This is a genomic window from Manganibacter manganicus (assembly GCF_002075885.1).
Lineage (GTDB): Bacteria > Pseudomonadota > Alphaproteobacteria > Rhizobiales > Rhizobiaceae > Mesorhizobium > Mesorhizobium manganicum.
Genome location: NZ_MDET01000059.1, coordinates 1 through 20,734, shown reverse-complemented (window position 1 = coordinate 20,734; position 20,734 = coordinate 1). Strand labels below are relative to the sequence as shown.

Here is a 20,734-nt window from a genome sequence, read left to right as displayed (position 1 = left end):
ATGGCTACTCTTCTGCGTGATATCTTCGCCAAACCGGTCGACCGTTCGATCGATGGGGTAATCAAGGCTGATGACATGGGCAGCCTCCTGACCGAGCTCGATGAATATGTCATCACCAACGAGATCGGTGCCCGGCTGGAGCAATTCCTCGACGCCTACAACAATTACGATACCGCGAATGGCGTGTGGATTTCCGGCTTCTTCGGATCTGGTAAATCTCACCTGCTGAAGATGCTCGCTCTTTTGCTGGAGAACGACGAGGTCGAGGGGCAGCGCGCCGTTGAGATCTTTGAACGCAAGCTTGCGGGCAATCCGATGTTGGCGGGAGCCTTGCGCAAGGCGGTTTCCATCCCTTCTCGGTCGGTGCTGTTCAATATCGACCAGAAGGCGGATGTGATCTCGAAGACGGATGTCGATGCTCTTCTGGCCGTCTTCCAGAAGGTCTTTGACGAGATGTGCGGCTACTACGGCAAGCTCCCGCATATCGCACAGTTCGAGCGTGATCTGGATAGCCGCGGCAAGCTTGATGCTTTCAAAACGGCCTTTTCGCAGTCTTCTGGCAAGCCCTGGGAGCGTGGGCGTGAACAGGCGCTGATGGAAGGCAAGCACATTGCTGCGGCTTTTGCGCAGGTCACGGGCGATGAGGTGCAGGACGTTCTTGGCCAGTATCGCAAGGATACGAAGGTCTCGATCGAGGATTTCGCCAATATGGTGAAGTCGTGGATCGATGCGCAGGGGCCAAAATTCAGGCTGAACTTCTTCGTCGATGAGGTGGGGCAGTATATCGCCGACAACGTCAAACTGATGACGAACCTGCAGACCATTGCCGAAAGCCTGAACACGAAGTGCAAGGGGCAGGCATGGATCGTTGTCACCGCCCAGCAGGACATGGGTTCGGTTATCGGTGATTTGACGGCGCAGCAGGAAAACGACTTCTCGAAAATCCAGGCGCGCTTCGCCAACCGAATGCCGCTGAACTCTCAGGATGTGGCCGAAGTCATTCAGCGCCGCCTTCTGGCCAAGACCGAGGCAGGCCAGATTACCCTTGGCAATCTGTACAATGCTGAGGAAAACAACCTGCGCACTCTGTTCGATTTCGGCGATAATTCGTTCAAGTTCAAGAACTTCTCCGGAAAGGAGCAGTTCGTCGCGAGCTACCCGTTTCCGAACTACCAGTATGATCTGTTCCAGCGTGCGATTATGGGCCTCTCGCAGCACAACGCGTTTGAAGGCAAGCACAGCTCGGTCGGCGAACGCTCGATGCTGGGGGTGTTTCAGGAGGTAGCGAAACGGCTGGCAGATACGCCGGTCGGAGGCCTTGCGACCTTCGATCTGATGTTTGAAGGGATCCGTACCGCTCTGAAATCATCGGTTCAGCAGTCGATCCAACTGGCCGAAAAGAACCTTGGCGATGATTTCGCTGTGCGGGTTCTGAAAGTCTTGTTCCTTGTGAAATACGTCAAGGAATTCAAGCCGACCGCCCGCAATATCTCGATCCTCCTGTTGTCCCGGTTCGAGACGGACCAGACCGAGCAGCGCCGCAATATCGAGCAGGCTTTGTCGCTTCTGGAGCGCCAGACGCTGATTCAGCGCAATGGCGAGGTCTACGAATTCCTCACGAATGAGGAAAAGGACGTCGAGGCCGAGATCAAGGCAATTGTCGTTGATCCCGCCGAGATCGAACGTCGGCTCGACGAGCTGGCTTTCGGTTCGATCCTGCGTCACGGCAAGATCAAGCATGCTGGCACAGGGGTTGACTATGCCTTTACCCGCAAGCTCGACGGGCACAGCCTGAACAAGGAATATGAGCTGGCGGTGAATATAATCTCGCCCTTCAGCGACGAGTCCGACACGCCGGATGTGGTTCGTTCGAACAGCATGGCAAGCGATGAGATGGTTGTCATGCTGGGGCGGGAGGTGCGTTTTACGCGCGATCTTATCCTAGGGCTCCAAACCGAAAAATTTGCCAAGCAGGCGAACAGCGGGGATGCCCAACCCGGTCGCGATCGTATCATTGCGGAAAAGCGTGACCAGAATACGCGGCGTGAAAAGGATCTGGTGCAGCGGCTCCGCAGTCTGATCGCAGATGCGCGGCTGTTCGTGCGTGGAGCCGAACTCGAAATTGGTGGGGAAGACCCGCAAGAGCGACTGGTCAGAGGTTTCCAGACCCTGGTGGACAAGGTCTATACCAGCCTGCCGGTTTTGCGCGGCGCCACCTATACCGAAGCCGATCTTGCCCGCGCAGGCAAAACCGACGGCGAACTTTTCGGCGGCGAGGGCAGCGGTTTGACCGAAGCCGAACAGGATGTGCTGAACCATGCTCAGGCCCAGATGCGCCTTGGGACGCGGGTCTCGGCCAAGGCCTTGGTCGAGAAGTTTGGCGCGAAACCTTATGGCTGGCCCGCCATTGCAATTCTGTGCCTGGCCGCAAGCCTCGTCGCGCGCAGCAAGCTTGAGGCACGGGCCGATAGCGCCGTGCTGGAAGGAGATGCTCTGGTGCAGGGGCTGCGCAACAGCCATGCCCTTGGCAATATTCTCCTCTCCCCGCAGATCGAATTCACTTCCGCCCAGATCCGTAAATCGCGCGAACTGTTCCAGGAGCTGTTTGATCTCCCTGCCTCGGGGAATGACGCGCGCAGCTTGGGTGCGGAGTGGCAGACGCAACTACGCAAAATGGCCAGTGATCTTGAGAAAGAGAGCCGGGCAATAGCAGGTTACCCCTTCGCCGCCGCCCTCGACCCCCTGCGAACCATGCTCGACAGCATGCGCGACCAGCCGGCGACCTGGTTCATTACCGGACCGGTAGGGCAGGAAGATCAGCTTCTGGATGCGAAGGAGGATGTCCTCGACAAGGTCCGCAGCTTCATGTTCGGCCCGCAAAAAGGCATCTATGATGAGGTCCGTGCATTCCTGACCGCGCAGGACCAGAACCTTGCCTATGCCGAAAATCCTGCTGCCGACACGTTGCGCCAGGTTCTTGCTGATCCGCAGTGCTTCAAAGGCACTGCAATTCAGGAATTGAAGGCGGATTTCTACGCCCTGAAAGAGCGCATCGAACAAACGGTTCTGGCGGAGCGCAACGCCGTCATGGCAGCGATCGATGAGGGTAGCGAAAAAATCGTCCAGACTTCGGAGTTTGGCGCGTTACCGCCAGAACAACAAGTGCGCATCCGCGAAGGGTTTGCCGAGCAGAAAGCCGGTCTTGCTTCACAAAACCTGATCCCGGCCTTGCGTCATCGGGTGACCGAAGTGCGGTCGAACCTGCTGGCCGATACGCTGACCCGGATCGCTGAACTGATGCCCACACCAGCGCCGGCTCCCGCGCCCCAACCCGAACCTGCCGGTGGCGTGGCCGAAGCCCCGGCTGCGCCATATGTGCCGCCAGCACCGGTCAAACCTCAATATATCAAGGCCCAGTCGATCACCGTCCCCTTCGCGAAAACCTATCTCGAAGATGAGGACGATGTGACCCGCTACCTTGATGCGATGAAAAAGACCCTGCTGGCCGAGATCGGCGCGGGCAAGAAAGTGATTGTCTGATGGATACCAACGCCCTGAAGAAATTTGCGCAAAGCGCCCGCAACCTGCTGATCGATCAGGTTACTGCCCGGCTGGATATGGTGCTGGCCGAGGGCGCGGCTGCTCGTCGTGAACATCCAAAGGCCACCGCTAAGCTGGAAGCCGCCGCTGCGAGTAACCGCGCCCACGTGGTCGAGCAGGCGGCTTACACCTGGTTCAACCGCTTTACTGCGCTGCGCTTCATGGATGCGACCGGTCTTACCAACCCGCGCGTCGTATCGCCCGCCGATGACGCCACCCGGCCCGAGATTCTGGCCGAGGCGATGGCGGGCAACTTGCCTGATCGTGCCCGCCCCGAAATTGCCGAATATCTGAATGGCACCCGCCCTGCCCATGATGGGCAGGCGGAGGCCTATCGGCTGCTCCTCATCCATGCTTGCAACGAGTGGCACGGCCAGATGCCCTATATGTTTGAGCGCGCCGATATGCTTGACCGGGCCGAGGATTATACCGAACTGCTGGTACCCGACGATCTGCTATCGCCGGACAGCATCCTTGCCCGCCTGCGCGAGGTGATGACCGAAGAAGCCTGCCAGGATGTCGAGATCATTGGCTGGCTTTACCAGTTCTATATCAGCGAAAAGAAGGATCAGGTCTTTGCGGGCCTGAAGAAGAACCAGAAGATCACGGCGGAGAATATTCCCGCTGCGACGCAGCTTTTCACCCCGCACTGGATCGTCCGCTATCTGGTGGAAAACTCGCTCGGGCGGTTGTGGCTGCTCAATCGGCCCCAGTCGAAGCTGGCGGCGAAGATGGATTATTACATCGCGCCGGAAGAGCCGGAAACGGACTTCCTGAAGATCACCCGGCCCGAGGATATCCGCATCTGCGATCCGGCCTGTGGTTCGGGTCATATGCTGACCTATGCGTTTGACCTGCTCTACGCGATCTATGAGGAAGAGGGGTATGAGGCGTCCACCATCCCGACGCTGATTCTGACTCAGAACCTGACAGGCATCGAGATTGACGACCGCGCTGGTGCGCTGGCGGCCTTTGCGCTGTCCATGAAGGCGGCGGCAAAGCTGGGGCGGCGGCGGTTCATGAGGGTGGAGGCAAAGCCTGACATCGTCGTGTTGCAGGATGTGACCTTTACCCCGGCCGAGATGCAGGATGTAGCCATTGTTGTGGGGCGCGATCTGTTCACGGATGAACTGCGCGAGACGCTGATGCAGTTCGAACAGGCGAAGAATTTCGGCTCGCTGATCGTGCCGAAGTTGCGCGATCCGGGAGAGGCCCTTCGGGTGGTAGAGGCGCGGAACGTTGGTGCTGACCTGGTGCTTAAACCGGTGTTGCAGCGTGTCGCAACCGTGCTGCGCATGGCCGAGGCGCTGTCGCCGAAGTATCAGGTGGTAGTAGCCAACCCGCCGTATATGGGCGGGAAAAACATGGACTCTGAGCTTCAGGGGTTTGCAAAATCCAATTATCCCGACAGCAAGTCTGATCTCTTTGCGATGTTTATTGAACGTTCCGGAGGCCTTCTATTGCAACGAGGTCTGACCGCCATGATCACAATGCAGTCATGGATGTTTTTGTCGTCATACGACAAACTGCGCTCGAAGCACATTGACAAAAATCCTGTGATTTCGATGGCACATATCGGCACGCGCGGCTTCGACTCCATTGGCGGGGACGTTGTCTCCACGACGGCATTTATTCTCCTGAAAACTACCCGAAAGGGCGTTTCGGGTGATTTCATATCCCTCATCAACGGCCGCAACGAAGCTGAGAAATCAGTGCAACTTCGGTCCTCCACCTCCGCTGAGTCTGCCATCAGATTTCAAGCAACATCATTAAAGTTTGAATCCATTCCCGGCCGCCCAATAGCTTATTGGGCCTCAGAGCCGATCGTTTCCGCTTTTTCAGTTGAGACACCCTTGGGTGAAATAATTAAACCTCGGCAGGGTTTGGCGACGGGTAACAACGATCAATTTCTGCGTGCATGGGCTGAACTATCGATCAATGAGATCGGGTTTGGTTTGTCTGATCGTCAAGAGGCACTAGCATCTGGAAAGAAATGGTTCCCGTACAACAAAGGTGGTGATTGGCGAAAGTGGTTCGGCAATTTCGAGTTTGTTGTAAACTGGGAAGATGACGGTAAGGAAATCAGGGGCTTCACGGATGAAAATGGCAAACTGAGATCCCGACCACAGAACACGGAGTATTATTTCAAGGAAGGCGTTACCTGGGCTGATATCACGACGAGCAGCTTTGCCGCGAGATATGCCCCCGTCGGTAGTCTGTTCGACGTCAAGGGGTCTTCTGGTTTCCCTGCGCCAGAGCATCTGCACACTTGCCTCGCGCTCTTGAATAGCAGGCTGATGACAGAGTTCATGTCCATCCTGAATCCTACCGCCACTTTTCAGGTTGGCGACATGGCGAGGATTCCTTTCATTTCCTCCATGCAACACCCGGAGAGAATTTCGGAAAACAGCCGAGAACTCTCGGCATTTTCTAAATCCGACTGGAACGCTTACGAAACCTCTTGGGATTTCACCTCGCACTCGCTGCTCTCGCCCGATCGCCGGGCTGAGACGCTAGCAGCTACTTATGCTGACCTCCGTGCCCATTGGCAGGGCATGACGGACGGGATGCGGCGGTTGGAGGAAGAGAATAACCGCATCTTCATCGACGCCTACGGGCTGCAGGATGAACTGACCCCCGAAGTCCCGATCGAGGAAGTCACCCTCACTTGCAACCCAGCCTATCGTTATGGGGTAAAGATCTCCGAAGAAGACCGCGAGGCGCGGTTGCTGGCCGACACCATGGCCGAATTTCTCCACTATGCCGTCGGCTGTATGTTCGGCCGCTACAGCCTCGATGCACCCGGTCTGATCCTCGCCAATCAGGGTGAGGGATTGGATGAGTATCTGGCCCGCGTGCCCGAACCCAGCTTTGTCCCCGACCGCGACAATGTCATCCCGGTGTTGGATACCGACTGGTTCGCGGATGATATCGTTACCCGCAACCGCGACTTCCTGCGCGTGACTTTTGGTGAGGCGAAGTTCCGCGAAAACCTTGCCTTCATCGAAAAGGCGCTCGCCAAAGATCTCCGCCGCTGGTTCACGAAGGATTTCTTCGACTACCATGTCCGCCGCTACAAGAAGCGCCCGATCTACTGGATGTTTTCCAGCCCCAAAGGCAGCTTCAACGCACTGATCTATATGCACCGCTACCGCCCCGACACCGTCTCGGTCGTGCTGAACCAGTATCTGCGTGAGTTCATCCATAAGCTGGAGGTTGAGCGCGCCCGGCTGGAAAAACTCGCCGTCGACCCGACTGCCACGCAAGGCCAGAGCACGAAGGCACAGAAAGATATCGGCGCGGTCATCAAGCAGATCGCCGAACTGACCGAATGGGAACGCGAAGTGGTCTATCCGATGGCGCAGCAGAAGATCGCCATCGATCTGGATGACGGGGTGAAGCGCAACTACCCGCTGTTCGCCGGCGCGTTGAGGCCGATCAAGGGGCTGGAGGCTGCGGATGACTGACCGTATCACCACTGGCCTGATGCGGCTCTATGAGGATCAGGGCCATCGCATCGTCTTCTGGTATGACGCCGCCCGCGATCTGCGCGAGGCGTTCGATGCGGTGAACCTGCCCGGCGTGACCAAGCTTGAGATCGCCAACAACGAATTCGGCTTGAAATACCGCATGCTGCGGCAGGAGCCTAAGGCCCGGTTCCTGCTCTACAAGGACGGCCCCGAGCCGCCTATGCCTGAGAACTGGTTGCTGGATGTGCAACTGGCGACCGCTGTCTTCCGCGCTGACCAGGCGGCGATCTGGGTGGCGGATCTGGGCATCCCGGCGAAGTATGAGGCCGCCGTGCGCGACCATGCTGAGTTCTACCGTTCCGGCAAGCGGTTGGAAGCTCTGCGCACCATCGAGCGCGAACGCCCGTCGCAAAGCGCAAATGATGTCCGTCGCAAGATGCTGGTCGTCTGCGCCGGTGCGGATGGCGACCTGGATACGGTGATCGAGGCGCTGCTGGCCGAACTGGCCGAAGACCGCGATGATGCGCTGCGGCTGATGGATCGAGTCGGACTGGCGGAGTTCTTCTGGAAGGAAGTGGCCACGCGTTATGCCTATGTGGCTTCCGAGCCGGATTTTCAGGACTTCGCCATTACGCTCTTTTCCAGTGCCTGGGCACGGGCGATGGGCGAGGTTGCAGCGCTGAACACGGATGCTGCGCTGATGTTCCGTCGCTGGAGTGCTTCGCGCCGGTGGGGGGAGGCGTTCGAAAAGCTCTCGGGTGATTATCAAGATGTGCTGAATATCCGTGACGATCTGGCACCACGTGATTTCCGCAAGCTGATGCCGCATGACCATTTCGAAGAGGTGGACCGGCGGATCGTTATCGCCATCGTTGAGGGGCTGGCCCAGCAGAGCCTGGCGGCGACAGATGTGCTGAAATGGGTACGCGATCGCCGTCAAAGCCATTGGTATGGCCGTTACGCGGATGTCTATCAGGCCATCGGCTATGCGACCGAGTTCCAGCAGGCCCTGGCCGAGGCGGACCTGACCATGACCAGCCTGTCCGATGGCGTGAAACGCTATTCCGCAAGCTGGTTTCGTCTGGACCAGCTTTATCGCAAGTTCATCTATCACATGCAGAAAAGCGGGCAGTCAGGGCTGTTGTCCGTGCTCTACGAAGCGGTCGAGAACCGCTATACTACGAATTTCGTGCTGAAGCTGAACGATGCCTGGCAGGATCAGGTTGCGCGCAAGACGGATTGGGCGGTGCCGGGCTTCCCGCGTCAGGTGGATTTCTATCGGGAACAGGCTGCCGAATACCGCCGTAAAGACCAGAAAGTCGTCGTCATCATCTCGGATGCGCTACGCTACGAGGTAGCCGAAGAGACGCTGCGGGAGATCCGCAAGCTCAACCGGTTCGATGCCGAGCTGAAGCCGATGATCGGGGCCTTGCCCAGCTATACCCAGCTTGGCATGGCGGCGCTCTTGCCGCACCGGCAACTGGCCATCCGCGACGACAACGATCTGGTGCTACTGGATGGTGAAAGCACCATGGGCGCGGCGGCCCGCGAAAAGGCTCTGGCTGCCGGCCGGGCAGGAGACCGGGTAAAGGTTCTGGCGGCGAAAGATTTCATGAATCTCGGCTCATCAGAGGGCAAAGACCTCTTCCGGGATCATGACATTCTCTACCTATACCACAATCAGATCGACGCGATTGGCGACAAGCTCGCCACCGAAGAAAATGTCCCTGCGGCCGCCGAGACGGCGATTGAGGATCTGGTGAAGCTGGTGCGCAAGCTGACTTCGGCCAATTTCTCGAACATCCTGATCACCGCCGATCATGGGTTCCTATGGCAGCATAAGGCATTGGAAGAAAGCGGCTTTGCACTGAGTGAGCCTGAAGGGGACATCGTTACACGCAATCGGCGCTATGTGATCGGACGGGGCCTTAGCAGCGGTGGTATGAAGAAGTTCACGGCCGCTCAGCTTGGTCTGGATGGCAATCAGGATATCTTGATCCCCAACTCGATCAACCGTCTGCGCGTGAAAGGATCAGGCAGCCGTTTTGTCCATGGCGGAGCGAGCCTGCAGGAGATCGTCCTGCCGGTTCTGCGTGTGGGCAAACAGCGCAAGGAGGATATCGGGCAGGTGTCGGTGCAGATCATTCCTCCGGCCCGCGCCCAGATCACGACAGGTCAGATCCAGATCACATTCTATCAGGCGGAGCCGGTTACCGAGAAACAGCAGCCCCGGCAGGTCTATGCTGCAATCTTTGCCGGTGATGAAACTCTCATCTCTGACGAAGCCGAGCTGGAGTTTGATTTCGCGTCCGAAAACCCGCGCGAGCGCGAGCTATCACGAAGCTTCCTGCTGTCCCGGGCTGCAGACGCCTATAACAATCAGACAGTCTTCCTGAAGCTGCGGACGCGCATCGGCAAGACCAGCCATTTCGAAGATCACGCTTCACAGCCATTGTTGCTGAAACGCGGGATCAGCACAGATTTCGATTTCTGAGGTGCCGATGTCGACCCTTGATGACAAGATCAACGAGCATTTTGCCGGTTTCGTGGTTCGCAAGGACCTGGTGAAGGCCGTGAAGGGGAATGCCATTGTTCCCACCTATGTGCTCGAATACCTGCTCGGCCAATACTGCGCCACCGACGACGAGGCCTCGATTGCGACAGGCATCGAGACGGTCAAGGATATCCTGCGTAAACATTACGTCCATCGTTCCGAAGCGGGGCTGGTCCAGTCGACGATCAAGGAGCGCGGCCGCTACAAGGTCATCGATCAGGTCAGCGTAGCGCTGAATGAAAAGACCGATGCCTATGAGGCGGTGTTCGAAAACCTTGGGATCAAGCGGGTTGCGATCGACAGCGCCACGGTCAAGGCGCATCCGAAACTACTGGTTACGGGTATCTGGTGCATCGCCGAGGTGCAGTACGAGTTTTCGGAAGAGAGCCGGATCTCTCCCTGGATCATCGACACGCTGAAGCCGATCCAGATCGCCCGCGTCGACTATGACGGATATCGCGAGACGCGTGACAAATTCACCACTGAGGAATGGATTGATCTTCTGATGCAGAGCATCGGCTTTGATCCCTCTCTGTTCGGGCGCCGGTCGAAACTTTTGCAGTTGCTGCGACTGATCCCCTTTGTTGAGCGCAACTACAACCTCATTGAGCTTGGTCCCAAAGGGACGGGCAAATCGCATATCTATTCCGAGTTCTCCCCCCATGGTCAGTTGATCTCCGGGGGTGAAGTCACGATTCCCAAGCTCTTCGTGAACAACTCCAATGGGCGGATTGGGTTGGTTGGCTATTGGGATGTCGTCGCTTTTGACGAATTTGCCGGTCGCGAGAAGACTGCCAACAAGGCGCTTGTCGACATCATGAAGAACTACATGGCGAACAAGCAGTTCTCGCGCGGGGTAAATCCGATGGGCGCTGAGGCCAGTTTCGCCTTCGTCGGCAATACCGACCATAACGTCCCATGGATGCTGAAGAATACTGACCTGTTCGAGGCGCTCCCGCCGCAGTTCCACGACAGCGCCTTTATCGATCGATTGCATGCCTATCTCCCCGGATGGGAGGTCGGCATCATTCGAGGTGATATGTTCACGTCTGGCTATGGGTTCATCGTCGACTATCTTGCCGAAATCCTGCGTCACCTGCGTGCTGAGGACTTCTCGCACCGGCCGGATCGCTACTTCACCGTGCCCGTTCAGACCCATATCCGGGACCGTGCAGCGATCAGCAAAACCATGTCGGGCCTATTGAAGCTGATTTTCCCGAATGGAGGCGAGACGGAAGCTGAGGTCGAAGAGCTGCTGCGGTTTGCGATTGAATGCCGCAAGCGGGTGAAAGATCAGCTTCTGCGGATCGACAGCACCTTTGAGAGCGCGGATTTCCATTACATCGCGTCGGATGGTGCAAAGCGCGCTGTCACCACGCTGGAGGAAGAGGAGTTTCCTCAGTTCTACCATCGGCGGTCCGCCAGCGATGTGGATGACAGTGCGGATCAACCTGATATCGTTCCGGTTCTGGCAGAGCCGGCTTCATCGGCGGCTGCCTCCGCAGCGCCTGTTATTGCCGCTGCCCCTGCTTTTGTCCCAACGCCCGGGCATGTCGTTTTCACGGAAAACCGCAAGGGCATCAGCTTCGACAAGATCTTTGGTCCCTGGACGGAGGGAGCAACGAGGATCGTCATCACCGATCCTTATGTCCGGAAGTTCCATCAGGCACGCAACGTGATGGAACTGATCGAGATGCTGATCCGGCGCAAACAGCCCGAAGATCAGATCGCGGTGCACCTTGTCACGGCTCCGGACGATGGGAACATTCAAGAGCAGCGGGAATGCCTGGACGGGATCGCTGAGGCCTGCACAGGCACTGGCGTTGATTTCACCTGGGCCTTTGACGGGACCGGAACGATTCATGCACGCGACATCACGACGGACACCGGCTGGAAGATGGTTCTGGACCGGGGGCTGGATATTTTTCAGCCGACACCCCGAAAGATGAACGGCTTTTCACTGGGGGAGCGGATGCAAGAGCACCGCATGATCCGTGGATTCTACGTGACCTACGTCGAGAATTCATAGGGTCGACCGACAAGAAACACCCGGCCGGAGCCGACTGATTAAGGGCTTTCCATGATAGTGCGGAGGGCGGCTGGCGAGCACTGGGGGGGACGAAATTCGTCTTGTGGCGGCAACATCGGAGCCGCACTATTGCTCGCGACTGTGCTACTCATATCCCAGAAATTGAAACACCAGGTGAGGACTGGCCTGACCTGGTGTACAAAATATCGATGTCGAAGGCGCGTGGCAAGCCAGTGGGGCCTGTTCGACTGCTCGGAGGTGGTTATCTACGCAATATGGCAGAAAGTCAAGTTCCTTTTCCCTACCTGCCGGCCCAGCTGCAGGCCATCCGAGCGTCAATCTCCGAGCCCCGCTTCGCCACGTACCTCGCGAAAGGTGGTAATCACGAAGAATATGCAATGGCGCTCTACCTATACAACGCCCGGGTCGCCAAGGCTTTCCTTTATCCTCTGAATGTGGCGGAAGTGACGCTGCGAAACGCCGTCGACAGGATCCTCGTTGGAAAATTCGGACCGGGCTGGCACCAGGAAGTCGCCTTCCGCGATCAAACGTTGACTCTTAACGGCCTGGCGACGCTTGATAAGGCGATACAAAGGGCAGGTGTAAACGCGGCGCGCGACCAGATCGTCGCGACACTCACATTCGATTTCTGGTCGAACCTCTTCCGGCCTGAATATGGCGCACTATGGCGCACCACTGTCAATGTCGCCTTTCCGCATCTGAACCACGGCCAAACCCGCCAGGAGATCCAGAATCTCGTAAAGCCGATCAACGTGTTCCGGAACCGCGTTGCCCATCACGAGCCGGTTCTCGACCTGAACGTGACGGACATCTACGCCAAGATCGTGCGACTGATCGAATTGCGATGCGGGGAAACGGCAACATGGATGAAGCATCACTCCACGGTCAGTACCGTCGTTAGATCGCGACCTCGCCGGGATGGCACGAATGCGAACACACTTTCAGCGAAGCTCGACCCAGCGTTCGTATCGGTCAAGCGGGAAACGGGTTTGAATGAGCTGGCCGAATTGCTCGACGAGAGGCACCAGGCAATCATCTGTCTGGACGACGGCGGACGTCCGACCGCGGCGCTTACGGTGGTCGATGCTATACACTTCATCTCTGAATGCGCCAAGAGTGTGGGCGGACTGGTTGATTTAAAGGATCACACGGTTGCGGACCTGATCAAGGCTGCAAACCTGACTGATCGATGGACGCAAATGGATGATGCCACTCCACTCGCTCTGGCGGTGAAGGAGCTCCAGAAGCCCCGCATCCAGATCCTCGTCGGAATTGAGGCCGCCTCGGGGAAGGTGACAGGAGCAATTTTACGCGCGCATCGCCGCTATTAATGGAAAGCTCGTGCGCGCCATCGTGGATGACGATAAGCGCCGGTGGCACTGACTGCCGCCCGTCTACATTGGCTGGGTGTGGTCACACTCTGGAAATTGGCTACATCCAAGAAACCGACTGTCGTTGTGACCCTTGCGTTCCACGAGCTGCCCGATCCATGTCGATCGATCAGCATATCGAGGAATTGCGCGCCGAGCTGCGGAATGCCGTCTATGGCGACGAACGCTGCGAGATTGAAACGGAGCTGGAACTGGCCCTTGCCGAACGCGAAGTGATGCTGACTGAAGCCTATGGCGAAATCAGCGCCGAGCCTCCCTTCTAGGGAGGCTTTCATCAGCGCCGCTGCGGTTCCATGCGGCGCTGATCAATCTGCTGGATATGGCCGGCTAATGCGTCGGCTTACCTGGCTTCTAGCCGTTCAGGGCATCCTTGATCGCTTTGGCCGGCGTGAAGGTTAGTTTTTTCGACGCGGCGATCTTGATCGTTGCACCGGTCGAAGGGTTGCGACCGTCCTGCTCCGACGTCGCTTGGCAGATGGGGTGGTTGCCGTCCTCCCCGAGCGGCGTCGTGACGTGCCAAGGTGATGCGGTGTAGATCACAAAACAGAGAGGACGGCGGATGAAGGACACGTTGATCGGAGTAGATCTGGCAAAGAATGTTTTCCAGCTACATGGGACGTCGATGACAGGCGATGTGAAGTATCGCCGGAAACTGTCTCGCACGCAGTTCTTCCGGTTCATGTCGGAGCAGCCACCGGCACTTGTTGTTATGGAAGCCTGCGGCAGCGCCCATTACTGGGCGCGCGAGTTGGTGAAGCTGGGCCACGCTGTCAAGCTGGTCGCACCGCAATATGTGCGCCCGTTCGTGAAGCGGCAGAAGAACGACGCAGCCGATGCCGAGGCGATCGTCATTGCAGCCCGTCAGCCTGAAATGCGCTTTGTCGAGCCGAAGACCGCCGATCAGCAAGCGCGGGCGGTTCTGTTTCGGGCGCGCGAGCGTATTGTTCATCAGCGAACGGAACTAGTGAACGCTCTGCGCGCTGTTCTCTACGAATATGGGCAGGTCATCCCGCAGGGGATCGGTCACGTCAAGCGCGTTGAGGCGATCGTCGAGAATGCTGAGATCGACCTACCCGAGCTGGTGCAGGAGGAGTGCCGCGACCTTCTGGCTCAGATCAGCGAGAAGACGGTTCGGATCGAGGAGAAAACGAAGAAGCTTGCTAACCTGTCCCGGCACAGTGAAACCGCGCGCCGGCTTCAGACCATGCCGGGTGTCGGGCCGTTGATCGCGTTGGCCGTCGAGGCTTTCGCGCCAGCGATGGAGAGCTTCCGATGCGGCCGCGACTTTGCCGCTTGGCTCGGCCTCGTTCCACGACAGTTTTCTTCTGGCGGGAAAGAAAGGCTCGGCCGGGTGTCGAAGGCTGGTCAGGCTGACATCCGCAGGCTCCTGATCCTCGGGGCAATGGCTCGCGTGAGTTGGGCGAGCCGCAAACCGCCAGCCCAAGGATCGTGGCTTTCGCGGATGCTTGCGAAGAAGCCACGCATGCTGGTGGCGATAGCACTGGCGAACAAGATGGCTCGGAAAATATGGGCCATGCTGACGAAGCACGAGGATTATCGAGACCCGGCTCTGGTTGTGGCGGTGTGAAACCACCGCGCATGACCAGGACTGGCAGGGGGGGTGTGAGAAGTCGATGACCTGAATGGGCGCATGATCGAACAGATCTGGACCGGGGAAACCAGAGTTTAACTGAGGGCGTAGAGCTCGTTTGGCAGATTTGGACCCGATCCGCAGATCACCATACCGGCCAGCGGCTCCTGAAAGTGCCGTAAATAAAGGCCTGACAGAAGACCGCACTCGATCACACGTCAAAAAGGTCAGAAACGACTTGCACAACGGACGGCAACCACAGAAGTTAAACGCAAGAATGCGGCGGCGTTCGTCGAACGCGGCCAGTTAATTGTGAGAATGTAAGCGTTCAGAATCTCAAATTAACTGCATCTGTGTCGAGTGTCTTTTGCGGGCTGCGTTGGCGAAGAAGGGCATTGCTTCTCGGTCGAAACGATGCCGGTGCAATCCGAACGTGGATCGGCGCAACATGTAAAGCATTTCTGCCCCACTGGAATGCACCATCGCGACACCCGCCAGGAGGGCAGGGCGGAGATGCAACGGCAAAATCGGGTTTTGTGGCGTTGGACAGCTGGTGCATATTTCGGGAAGGAGTTCGTCGAGTTCCGGGATGATTTTTTCCAGTACCCTGAACCGCCACATTTCATCTTCGCCCGGAAACGGAAGTACTGCTCTCCGCATGAGTAGCAGACGTACAATTCCAGCTGGCGATGCCCACGTTCTGATACCATGCTCGGCTTCATCGTCGAGCAGCTTTTCGCCACGAAGAGCGGCAACACGATACTGCTGGAAAGGGGAGGGGAGTTCGCCCCCGCCGGTATGCCGGAGTTGGCTTCCACACCGAGGGCACGTGATGCGCCATCCCAGCAGCTGGCTTCGCAGGATTGGTGCCGGTTCAGCGTCAACAGGGCTGCAGTTCGTACAAACCTGCGTCGGTCGCGTCGAGATGAGCCGATGCGATGATTGCGCGACATTCGCGAAGGTCATTCTTTGTACCAGGGCTGGCTCGATGGCGAATATGATGGCGAGGTGGATTTCCTGATCGCTGCTCAGTTGGAGATCGACCGCTCGCAATGATGAGGCCTCCGGCAGGCAGTGTCGAAGCATGACCAGCGGCGGGACTACGTAGAAGGCGGCATGGCGACTGATCCAGGACGACAGAAGCTCGTCAGGGTATGGCCGGCAAAAAAGATCGCCTCGCGGACATCGCCGGTGCCGAGATATTGGCGTACCTTGGCATATTCGTTGGCCGCGCCTGCGAACTGGTTTGCCGCAAGAGAGTCGTGGGCATTCGCAGCGAGATTCGCGCCGACGAAATCGGCATCGAGCTTAAAGAACTCGCCGTCCGACATACGCCATGGGCAATCGTGCAGCTCGAGTATCTGGTTGACTTTCTGGCGCAGCGCATCCTTTTCCGCCGCGTCCATGTAGCCGAACGCGATTTCGATCGTATCCAACACATAAGGGCCTTCGCCACCGAGCACGAGCAGACGTAGAGCCTCGTGATATTGGGTGTCGGCCGGATATGGCGTCACCGGTAGGCGCTGCCAGCCATGCTCGGTGAGAAGGTCGCCTTCGGTTTCCTCCAACGCCGATGTTCGGGAAATCCAGTTGTCATAGGGATCCCGCTGAATGTGCATCGGCGCGTTAAATGCCGAAAGCTGAGCCCAGACCTTCCGGCGCGCTATTTCAGGAATCTCCACTAAAAGTGCCTTGCTGTCGATCGCGCGAAGATACCGTTGACTAAATAGTATGCGCAAACTCCTGTCCCCCGCGGATTGATGGTTGGCCGAAATGCTTTCCGTGCCCGACGCTCAGGGGAGGCCGGTTGAACTGCTGATTTCGGTTTCTCTCTGGATCAGAAAAACGCTCACAGCGCATGCGATGCTCACGACGAGTTCGGCTTCCGCGGCGCTGTGCTGCGTTCCCTCCCGGATATGGCGTCCGTTCTCAGACGCATAACCCCACAGCTTTTCGAGCGCGCTATCCAATGGACGAGGAACATTTAGCCTGGGGATCAACCGGCCGAGTGTAAGATTCGGCTCGCCCGTCAGATCACGGGCGGCGCATTCCACTGCAGCCATTGCATGCTGAATCGCTCCGGTACGATCGGGGACTGGCCGCCTTGAGATGTCCTTGAGCGCCTCGCGTATCTCAACTGCGGCAGTTTCCCGTCCCGTTTCTTGAAAGACAACGACGGCTTTCTCCGTGGCATTTGTGAAATTCGCGTCGCCTCGGAAGACGATCCCCAGGGGACTCTTCAACTCCCAGCCGATGCCCTTCTCTCGGAATAGGCGATTGAGCTCTGCTTCAAACAGTTCCTGTTGATCGTAACGATGTTCAAGGCTGCGCCAGATAGTCTCTGCGATGTCATAGACCTTGTACCATTCACAAGTGTCGAGCAGGCTAAGCACTTCGTCCCAGATGCTTGGGTACTCGGACCAGTTGCTCGGGTCTGGCGCCTCGAACAGGACACCACAAAGGATGCTCCTGATCGAGGAGGGAGCAAGGCCGGCCCTTCGGGCAATTTCAGCGATCGCATACCGTAGCGCGGGGGGCGCGTCTTCGCGCACGATGATCGCGGCGTCCCCACTTCCGAAGCCATGTCTATCCGAGAAATAGCGGCTCACTCGTATCTCCCCATAACAATCCGGCTCGGACACGGCCTAAGCCTGCTTTGCGGTCGTGGAATTCAGATATTTTTCAAGAGCGTCGATACTGGCTAAGACCTCCGCAAAAGATGGAGAAGTGCCAAAGATCATGGCCGACATCCGTTCATAGTCTGCGGCGAGTTTCGCCTCCATCTCCTCGGTCGGGACCAACCGGTAGCTCCCTGGCACCGCGCGATCGTATCGGTGATCCGGCGCGCGGAACATGAACTCCTTATGTTGGCGGCAGGCCTCTGCGAGATCCTGCATCGAGGCAGTCGCCCTGCCGTAATCCGGGTGTGTCCAGATCTGATGCACATCGTAGTAATGGCGCGAGTAGCGATTGAGATCAGGGGCAAGGCGATTTGGATTGGCCTCTGCGGTGCGCTTCTCCGTCATCTCGGTCATGGCGTGGAGGATGAGCACCTTTTCCCAGAAAGTCCGCTCGGGCTTCACCGTGGTCACACCACGCACTGAGAGGTCTCTCCCGAAAGGAATCTCTGCGGCGACGTATGGAACGATCTCCCTCAGCTCTGCCGGAACGGGATCGGGGCGAGCACCACCTTCGATACGCACAGCCGCCTGTACATAGTCGTCCCCGGCGGCGAAGACGCTCTGGTACGAGACGACGAGGATGTCGAGCGCATCGCGGTTCCGGTAAGGATCGAACCCGAAGCTAACGGTAAAGTGCCGCTCAAGCTCTGCTTCGCTTTCGACTTCGGCAATTTCCTGCAGCAGGAGCTCCCGCAAGGGACCGCCAATGTACTGTCGCGCGGCTTCGTCGACACGTTCGACCAGGGCCCTTTGCTGCTGGTTGACCGAGGGCAGGGCCGCGATCTCGGCCTCCAAAGGCACATTCAAGTCCGCCTTGTAGAGCCCGATATCGATGTCCTCGGAAAAGCGCTGGATGAGGCCATAGGCCTTGCTGAGGCTCGTCCCACCTTTGAAGTACATCCCCACCGGGTCGTTAGGGCGCCGGTTGAACAGGAAGTCCAGCACCCAGCAAACGTAGAGGTCCTTTTCGACATTCTCGGCGCGCGTTTGCAGGTCGGACGAAACCGTCGAGAACAGTGCGCGCCGCTCGTCGGTGCTGGAGCGAAGAATTTCTATGAACGCGTGCCTCATTCTAGCCTTTCGCATCCTCAGACTCGTGAGCCGCGTCGTGTAGCTCCGCCAGCTTTCGTATGATCGCTTCGATGTGGGGGTACATCCAGGCGGGCACCGCGTTGACGTTGTCGCGTAGATCCAGCTCGATCTCTTTTCGCCTCGGGTTTTTCGCCAAATGCCTGACCGCGCCATTGACGGCCGCCTCGAGGCTGGAATGCTCATCACGAAACCAAGCCAATGCCTGGACGACCCGCATGGCGGGTCGGCCTGCCCAGAATGCGGTCTTGGCGGCGATGCGTTTGAAATCGAGCGTATAGAAAACTGGCTTTGACGAATTAGGGTCGCCGATATTCGCCTCGATTTCTATGGTTCGAGGATAGGTGTCGGCGTAGATCGTCGATCTGGCAGGGACGGCCGTCGTCAGGCCCAGATCGTTGGCCGCGGTCATTCCGTCGACCAGCACGCGCAGCTTGTCGCGCCTTGCGATGGCATCGATGAACGAGGAGCGCGGTGGAAAGACCATCTTTCCCGTGAGCTTACTGTTTCCCGGCTTGTCGTAGAGGCCACGGTGGGGGCGGCGGATTTCACGGCGGTTGGCCAATCGCTGCAATGCCTTCTCAACGGCGTTCGGCGTGCCGATGTCAAGGAAATCCGCGCGTGACCATACGCCGCCCGGCGCGCCGTGACTTATGCGCGCTAGAATTCGCTCTTGGGTGTCAGACGTCGGATCGGGCACGGCGCGCCACCTTTCTGACTGAAGAATATATACAAAAATTGGTCAGTAGCAAGGTGACCAAATTTTATATCGAAATATTGGTCACTGCCCGGATCACCTCGTTGCGAGGTAGCGATAGTCGTGGTCGGTGAGCAGGGAGAGGCCGCAATTCGACGATGAAACTCCTTTCCGAGAGGAAATCGCCACAGCTATTGCTTCTACGAAGGCGAACATAAGGGCGTCCCCGCGATGCCGCGCCCTTATGTTCGTGCGCCATGTGCGCCATGTGCGCTATCCGCCCCCGCTCCGCAGTGTGCCGCTTGCCGATCCCACCGAGCCGTGACTCGCTCGCCTATCCACTGGGATCAGACGTTGCGCCCCGGCAATCGTGAGATACAAGCAAGCTCAGTTCATGCTTCGTTCGCCCTTAGCGTACGACGCCTTTATCAACCAAAGACAGCAATATCGTTGTGATCCCGCACTTTTCATGCGATTCTTCCGGCTGGTCTGAAGGAGATGAAAATGCCTGAAACGATGCTTGCGGCGCTATCTAACATTCGGACCGTCGAAGACATGATTTTGGCGTTCCGTAGTGAAGATCATTGTCGTCGGCTGCTGGAAAGCATGGTGTGGCCGGATGGCAGGATTTGTCCCGCCTGCGGTTACAAGCGCTCGATCGCGATCGCCGGCCGGGATGTGGGTAAGCGGCGCGCCCGACCGGGGCTGTATCAGTGCTCGAGCGGCGACTGCCGGTTCCAATTCACAGTGACAACGCACACGCCTCTGCACTCCACGAAGCTTCCTCTACGGGTCTGGCTGAAGGCCATGTGGTTGATGCTGCAATCGGACAAGGGCATGTCCTCGGTGCGCTTGGCCGAAGCTCTCGGAGTGAGTCAGCCAACGGCCTGGCGGATGGGACATGCGCTGCGTCTCATGGTGGCGCGGGAGCATATGCTCGACGGTACGGTGGAGATTGATCATTTTCATCTTGGCGGAAGACCCAGAAAGCATCCCGATGACCAGCCTTCGGGAAGAGGCCGGAAAGGTCAGGCGAACACGCAGAAAACACCGGTGATGGCAATGGTGCAGCGATCGAGTGACATCACGCCGGGCACGCTTGCCGGTGACGCGCGTGCTGCGGTCGTTACCGGCCTCTCGGTGCGAGCAAGCGAACGCGTCATTGAGGCGCAGATCGACTTGGGATCTCATTTGATGAGCGACGAGTGGAAGGCATTCCTCGCTATTGGCCAGAGCTTTGCCAAGCATGAGACCGTGAAGCATTCCGACGGTGAATACGTCCGTGACGCTGTCCACGTCAATTCGGTTGAAGGGTTCAATTCTCGTGTCCGCCGTACTATCGTCGGCGTCTTTCATCATATCAGCCCGCAGCATGCCGACCTGTATTTCCATGAGATCGGCTTCCGCTGGTCGCAGCGCATCGTCATCGGCAATGCGGTCCGCAAAACGCGGCGTGGCCGCCAAACCATCCGGACACTTTGGTCACGCGTGCCGCCGGCACTGCAGTTAGCGAGCGTCTTTCGCGCCGCAACGGGACGTCAAATGCGCCGAAGCCCGGATGGCGGAATTATCATCAAATCAGCCGTAGCTGTCTTTGGTTGATAAAGGCGG

At 57.9% G+C, this 20,734-nt stretch carries 15 protein-coding genes; 8 read left to right on the top strand and 7 right to left on the bottom strand.

The window, feature by feature from the left end:
• The 5 genes from brxC (at position 1) to BFN67_RS22200 (ending at position 13,005) form a co-directional block, all read left to right on the top strand.
• On the top strand, positions 1 to 3,540 hold the full coding sequence (brxC, locus tag BFN67_RS22220; RefSeq protein ID WP_080921652.1) for a BREX system P-loop protein BrxC: 3,540 nt from the start codon (positions 1 to 3) through the stop codon (positions 3,538 to 3,540).
• Positions 3,540 to 7,067: a BREX-1 system adenine-specific DNA-methyltransferase PglX gene (gene pglX, locus BFN67_RS22215; RefSeq protein ID WP_080921651.1), complete on the top strand. Its 3,528-nt coding sequence runs from the start codon at positions 3,540 to 3,542 to the stop codon at positions 7,065 to 7,067. Before brxC ends, pglX begins: the two co-directional genes overlap by 1 nt.
• A complete protein-coding gene (gene pglZ / locus BFN67_RS22210; protein WP_080921650.1) occupies positions 7,060 to 9,564 on the top strand; it encodes a BREX-1 system phosphatase PglZ type A in 2,505 nt (834 codons plus the stop codon). Before pglX ends, pglZ begins: the two co-directional genes overlap by 8 nt.
• A 7-nt stretch (positions 9,565 to 9,571) precedes the next feature.
• Positions 9,572 to 11,653 (top strand): BREX system Lon protease-like protein BrxL, encoded by a 2,082-nt coding sequence (brxL, locus tag BFN67_RS22205; protein WP_080921649.1) that lies wholly within the window; start codon positions 9,572 to 9,574, stop codon positions 11,651 to 11,653.
• Positions 11,654 to 11,862: 209 nt separating this feature from the next.
• On the top strand, positions 11,863 to 13,005 hold the full coding sequence (locus BFN67_RS22200) for an Abi family protein (protein ID WP_080921648.1): 1,143 nt from the start codon (positions 11,863 to 11,865) through the stop codon (positions 13,003 to 13,005).
• Between the two features lie 63 nt (positions 13,006 to 13,068).
• On the opposite strand, the gene BFN67_RS25275 is transcribed toward BFN67_RS22200, so the two are convergent.
• A complete protein-coding gene (locus BFN67_RS25275; RefSeq protein ID WP_425349819.1) occupies positions 13,069 to 13,149 on the bottom strand; it encodes a hypothetical protein in 81 nt (26 codons plus the stop codon).
• A gap of 14 nt (positions 13,150 to 13,163) precedes the next feature.
• Here BFN67_RS25275 and BFN67_RS24600 point away from each other — a divergent pair, with 14 nt between their 5' ends.
• Positions 13,164 to 13,328, top strand: a complete 165-nt coding sequence (locus BFN67_RS24600; RefSeq protein WP_192856904.1) for a hypothetical protein — start codon at positions 13,164 to 13,166, stop codon at positions 13,326 to 13,328.
• 88 nt (positions 13,329 to 13,416) lie between these two features.
• Here the strand turns inward: BFN67_RS24600 and BFN67_RS24995 are convergent, their stop codons facing one another.
• A complete protein-coding gene (locus tag BFN67_RS24995) occupies positions 13,417 to 13,635 on the bottom strand; it encodes an HU family DNA-binding protein (RefSeq protein ID WP_425349818.1) in 219 nt (72 codons plus the stop codon).
• Here BFN67_RS24995 and BFN67_RS22185 point away from each other — a divergent pair.
• Positions 13,625 to 14,653 (top strand): IS110 family RNA-guided transposase, encoded by a 1,029-nt coding sequence (locus BFN67_RS22185; RefSeq protein ID WP_080921646.1) that lies wholly within the window; start codon positions 13,625 to 13,627, stop codon positions 14,651 to 14,653. The two genes, BFN67_RS24995 and BFN67_RS22185, sit on opposite strands and share 11 nt — an antisense overlap.
• A gap of 339 nt (positions 14,654 to 14,992) precedes the next feature.
• Here BFN67_RS22185 and BFN67_RS22180 read toward each other — a convergent pair whose 3' ends face one another.
• The 5 genes from BFN67_RS22180 to BFN67_RS22160 are packed head-to-tail and all read right to left on the bottom strand — an operon-like array spanning position 14,993 to position 19,126.
• The gene (locus BFN67_RS22180; protein WP_245295384.1) at positions 14,993 to 15,796 is read right to left on the bottom strand and encodes a hypothetical protein; all 804 of its coding nucleotides are present in this window, start codon (positions 15,794 to 15,796) and stop codon (positions 14,993 to 14,995) included.
• Positions 15,757 to 16,395: an AbiJ-NTD4 domain-containing protein gene (locus BFN67_RS22175; RefSeq protein ID WP_158083552.1), complete on the bottom strand. Its 639-nt coding sequence runs from the start codon at positions 16,393 to 16,395 to the stop codon at positions 15,757 to 15,759. The genes BFN67_RS22180 and BFN67_RS22175 overlap by 40 nt, the downstream gene beginning before the upstream one ends.
• A gap of 54 nt (positions 16,396 to 16,449) precedes the next feature.
• Complete coding sequence (locus BFN67_RS22170; protein ID WP_080921769.1) at positions 16,450 to 17,265, bottom strand: AbiJ-NTD4 domain-containing protein; 816 nt, start codon at positions 17,263 to 17,265, stop codon at positions 16,450 to 16,452.
• Between the two features lie 36 nt (positions 17,266 to 17,301).
• Positions 17,302 to 18,408, bottom strand: coding sequence for a nucleotidyl transferase AbiEii/AbiGii toxin family protein (locus BFN67_RS22165; RefSeq protein ID WP_080921643.1), 1,107 nt, complete (start codon positions 18,406 to 18,408; stop codon positions 17,302 to 17,304).
• A 1-nt stretch (position 18,409) separates the two neighbouring features.
• Positions 18,410 to 19,126: a DUF6088 family protein gene (locus tag BFN67_RS22160; protein ID WP_080921642.1), complete on the bottom strand. Its 717-nt coding sequence runs from the start codon at positions 19,124 to 19,126 to the stop codon at positions 18,410 to 18,412.
• A 501-nt stretch (positions 19,127 to 19,627) separates the two neighbouring features.
• Here BFN67_RS22160 and BFN67_RS22155 point away from each other — a divergent pair.
• Positions 19,628 to 20,725, top strand: a complete 1,098-nt coding sequence (locus tag BFN67_RS22155) for an IS1595 family transposase (protein ID WP_080919639.1) — start codon at positions 19,628 to 19,630, stop codon at positions 20,723 to 20,725.
• Positions 20,726 to 20,734: the final 9 nt, after the last annotated feature.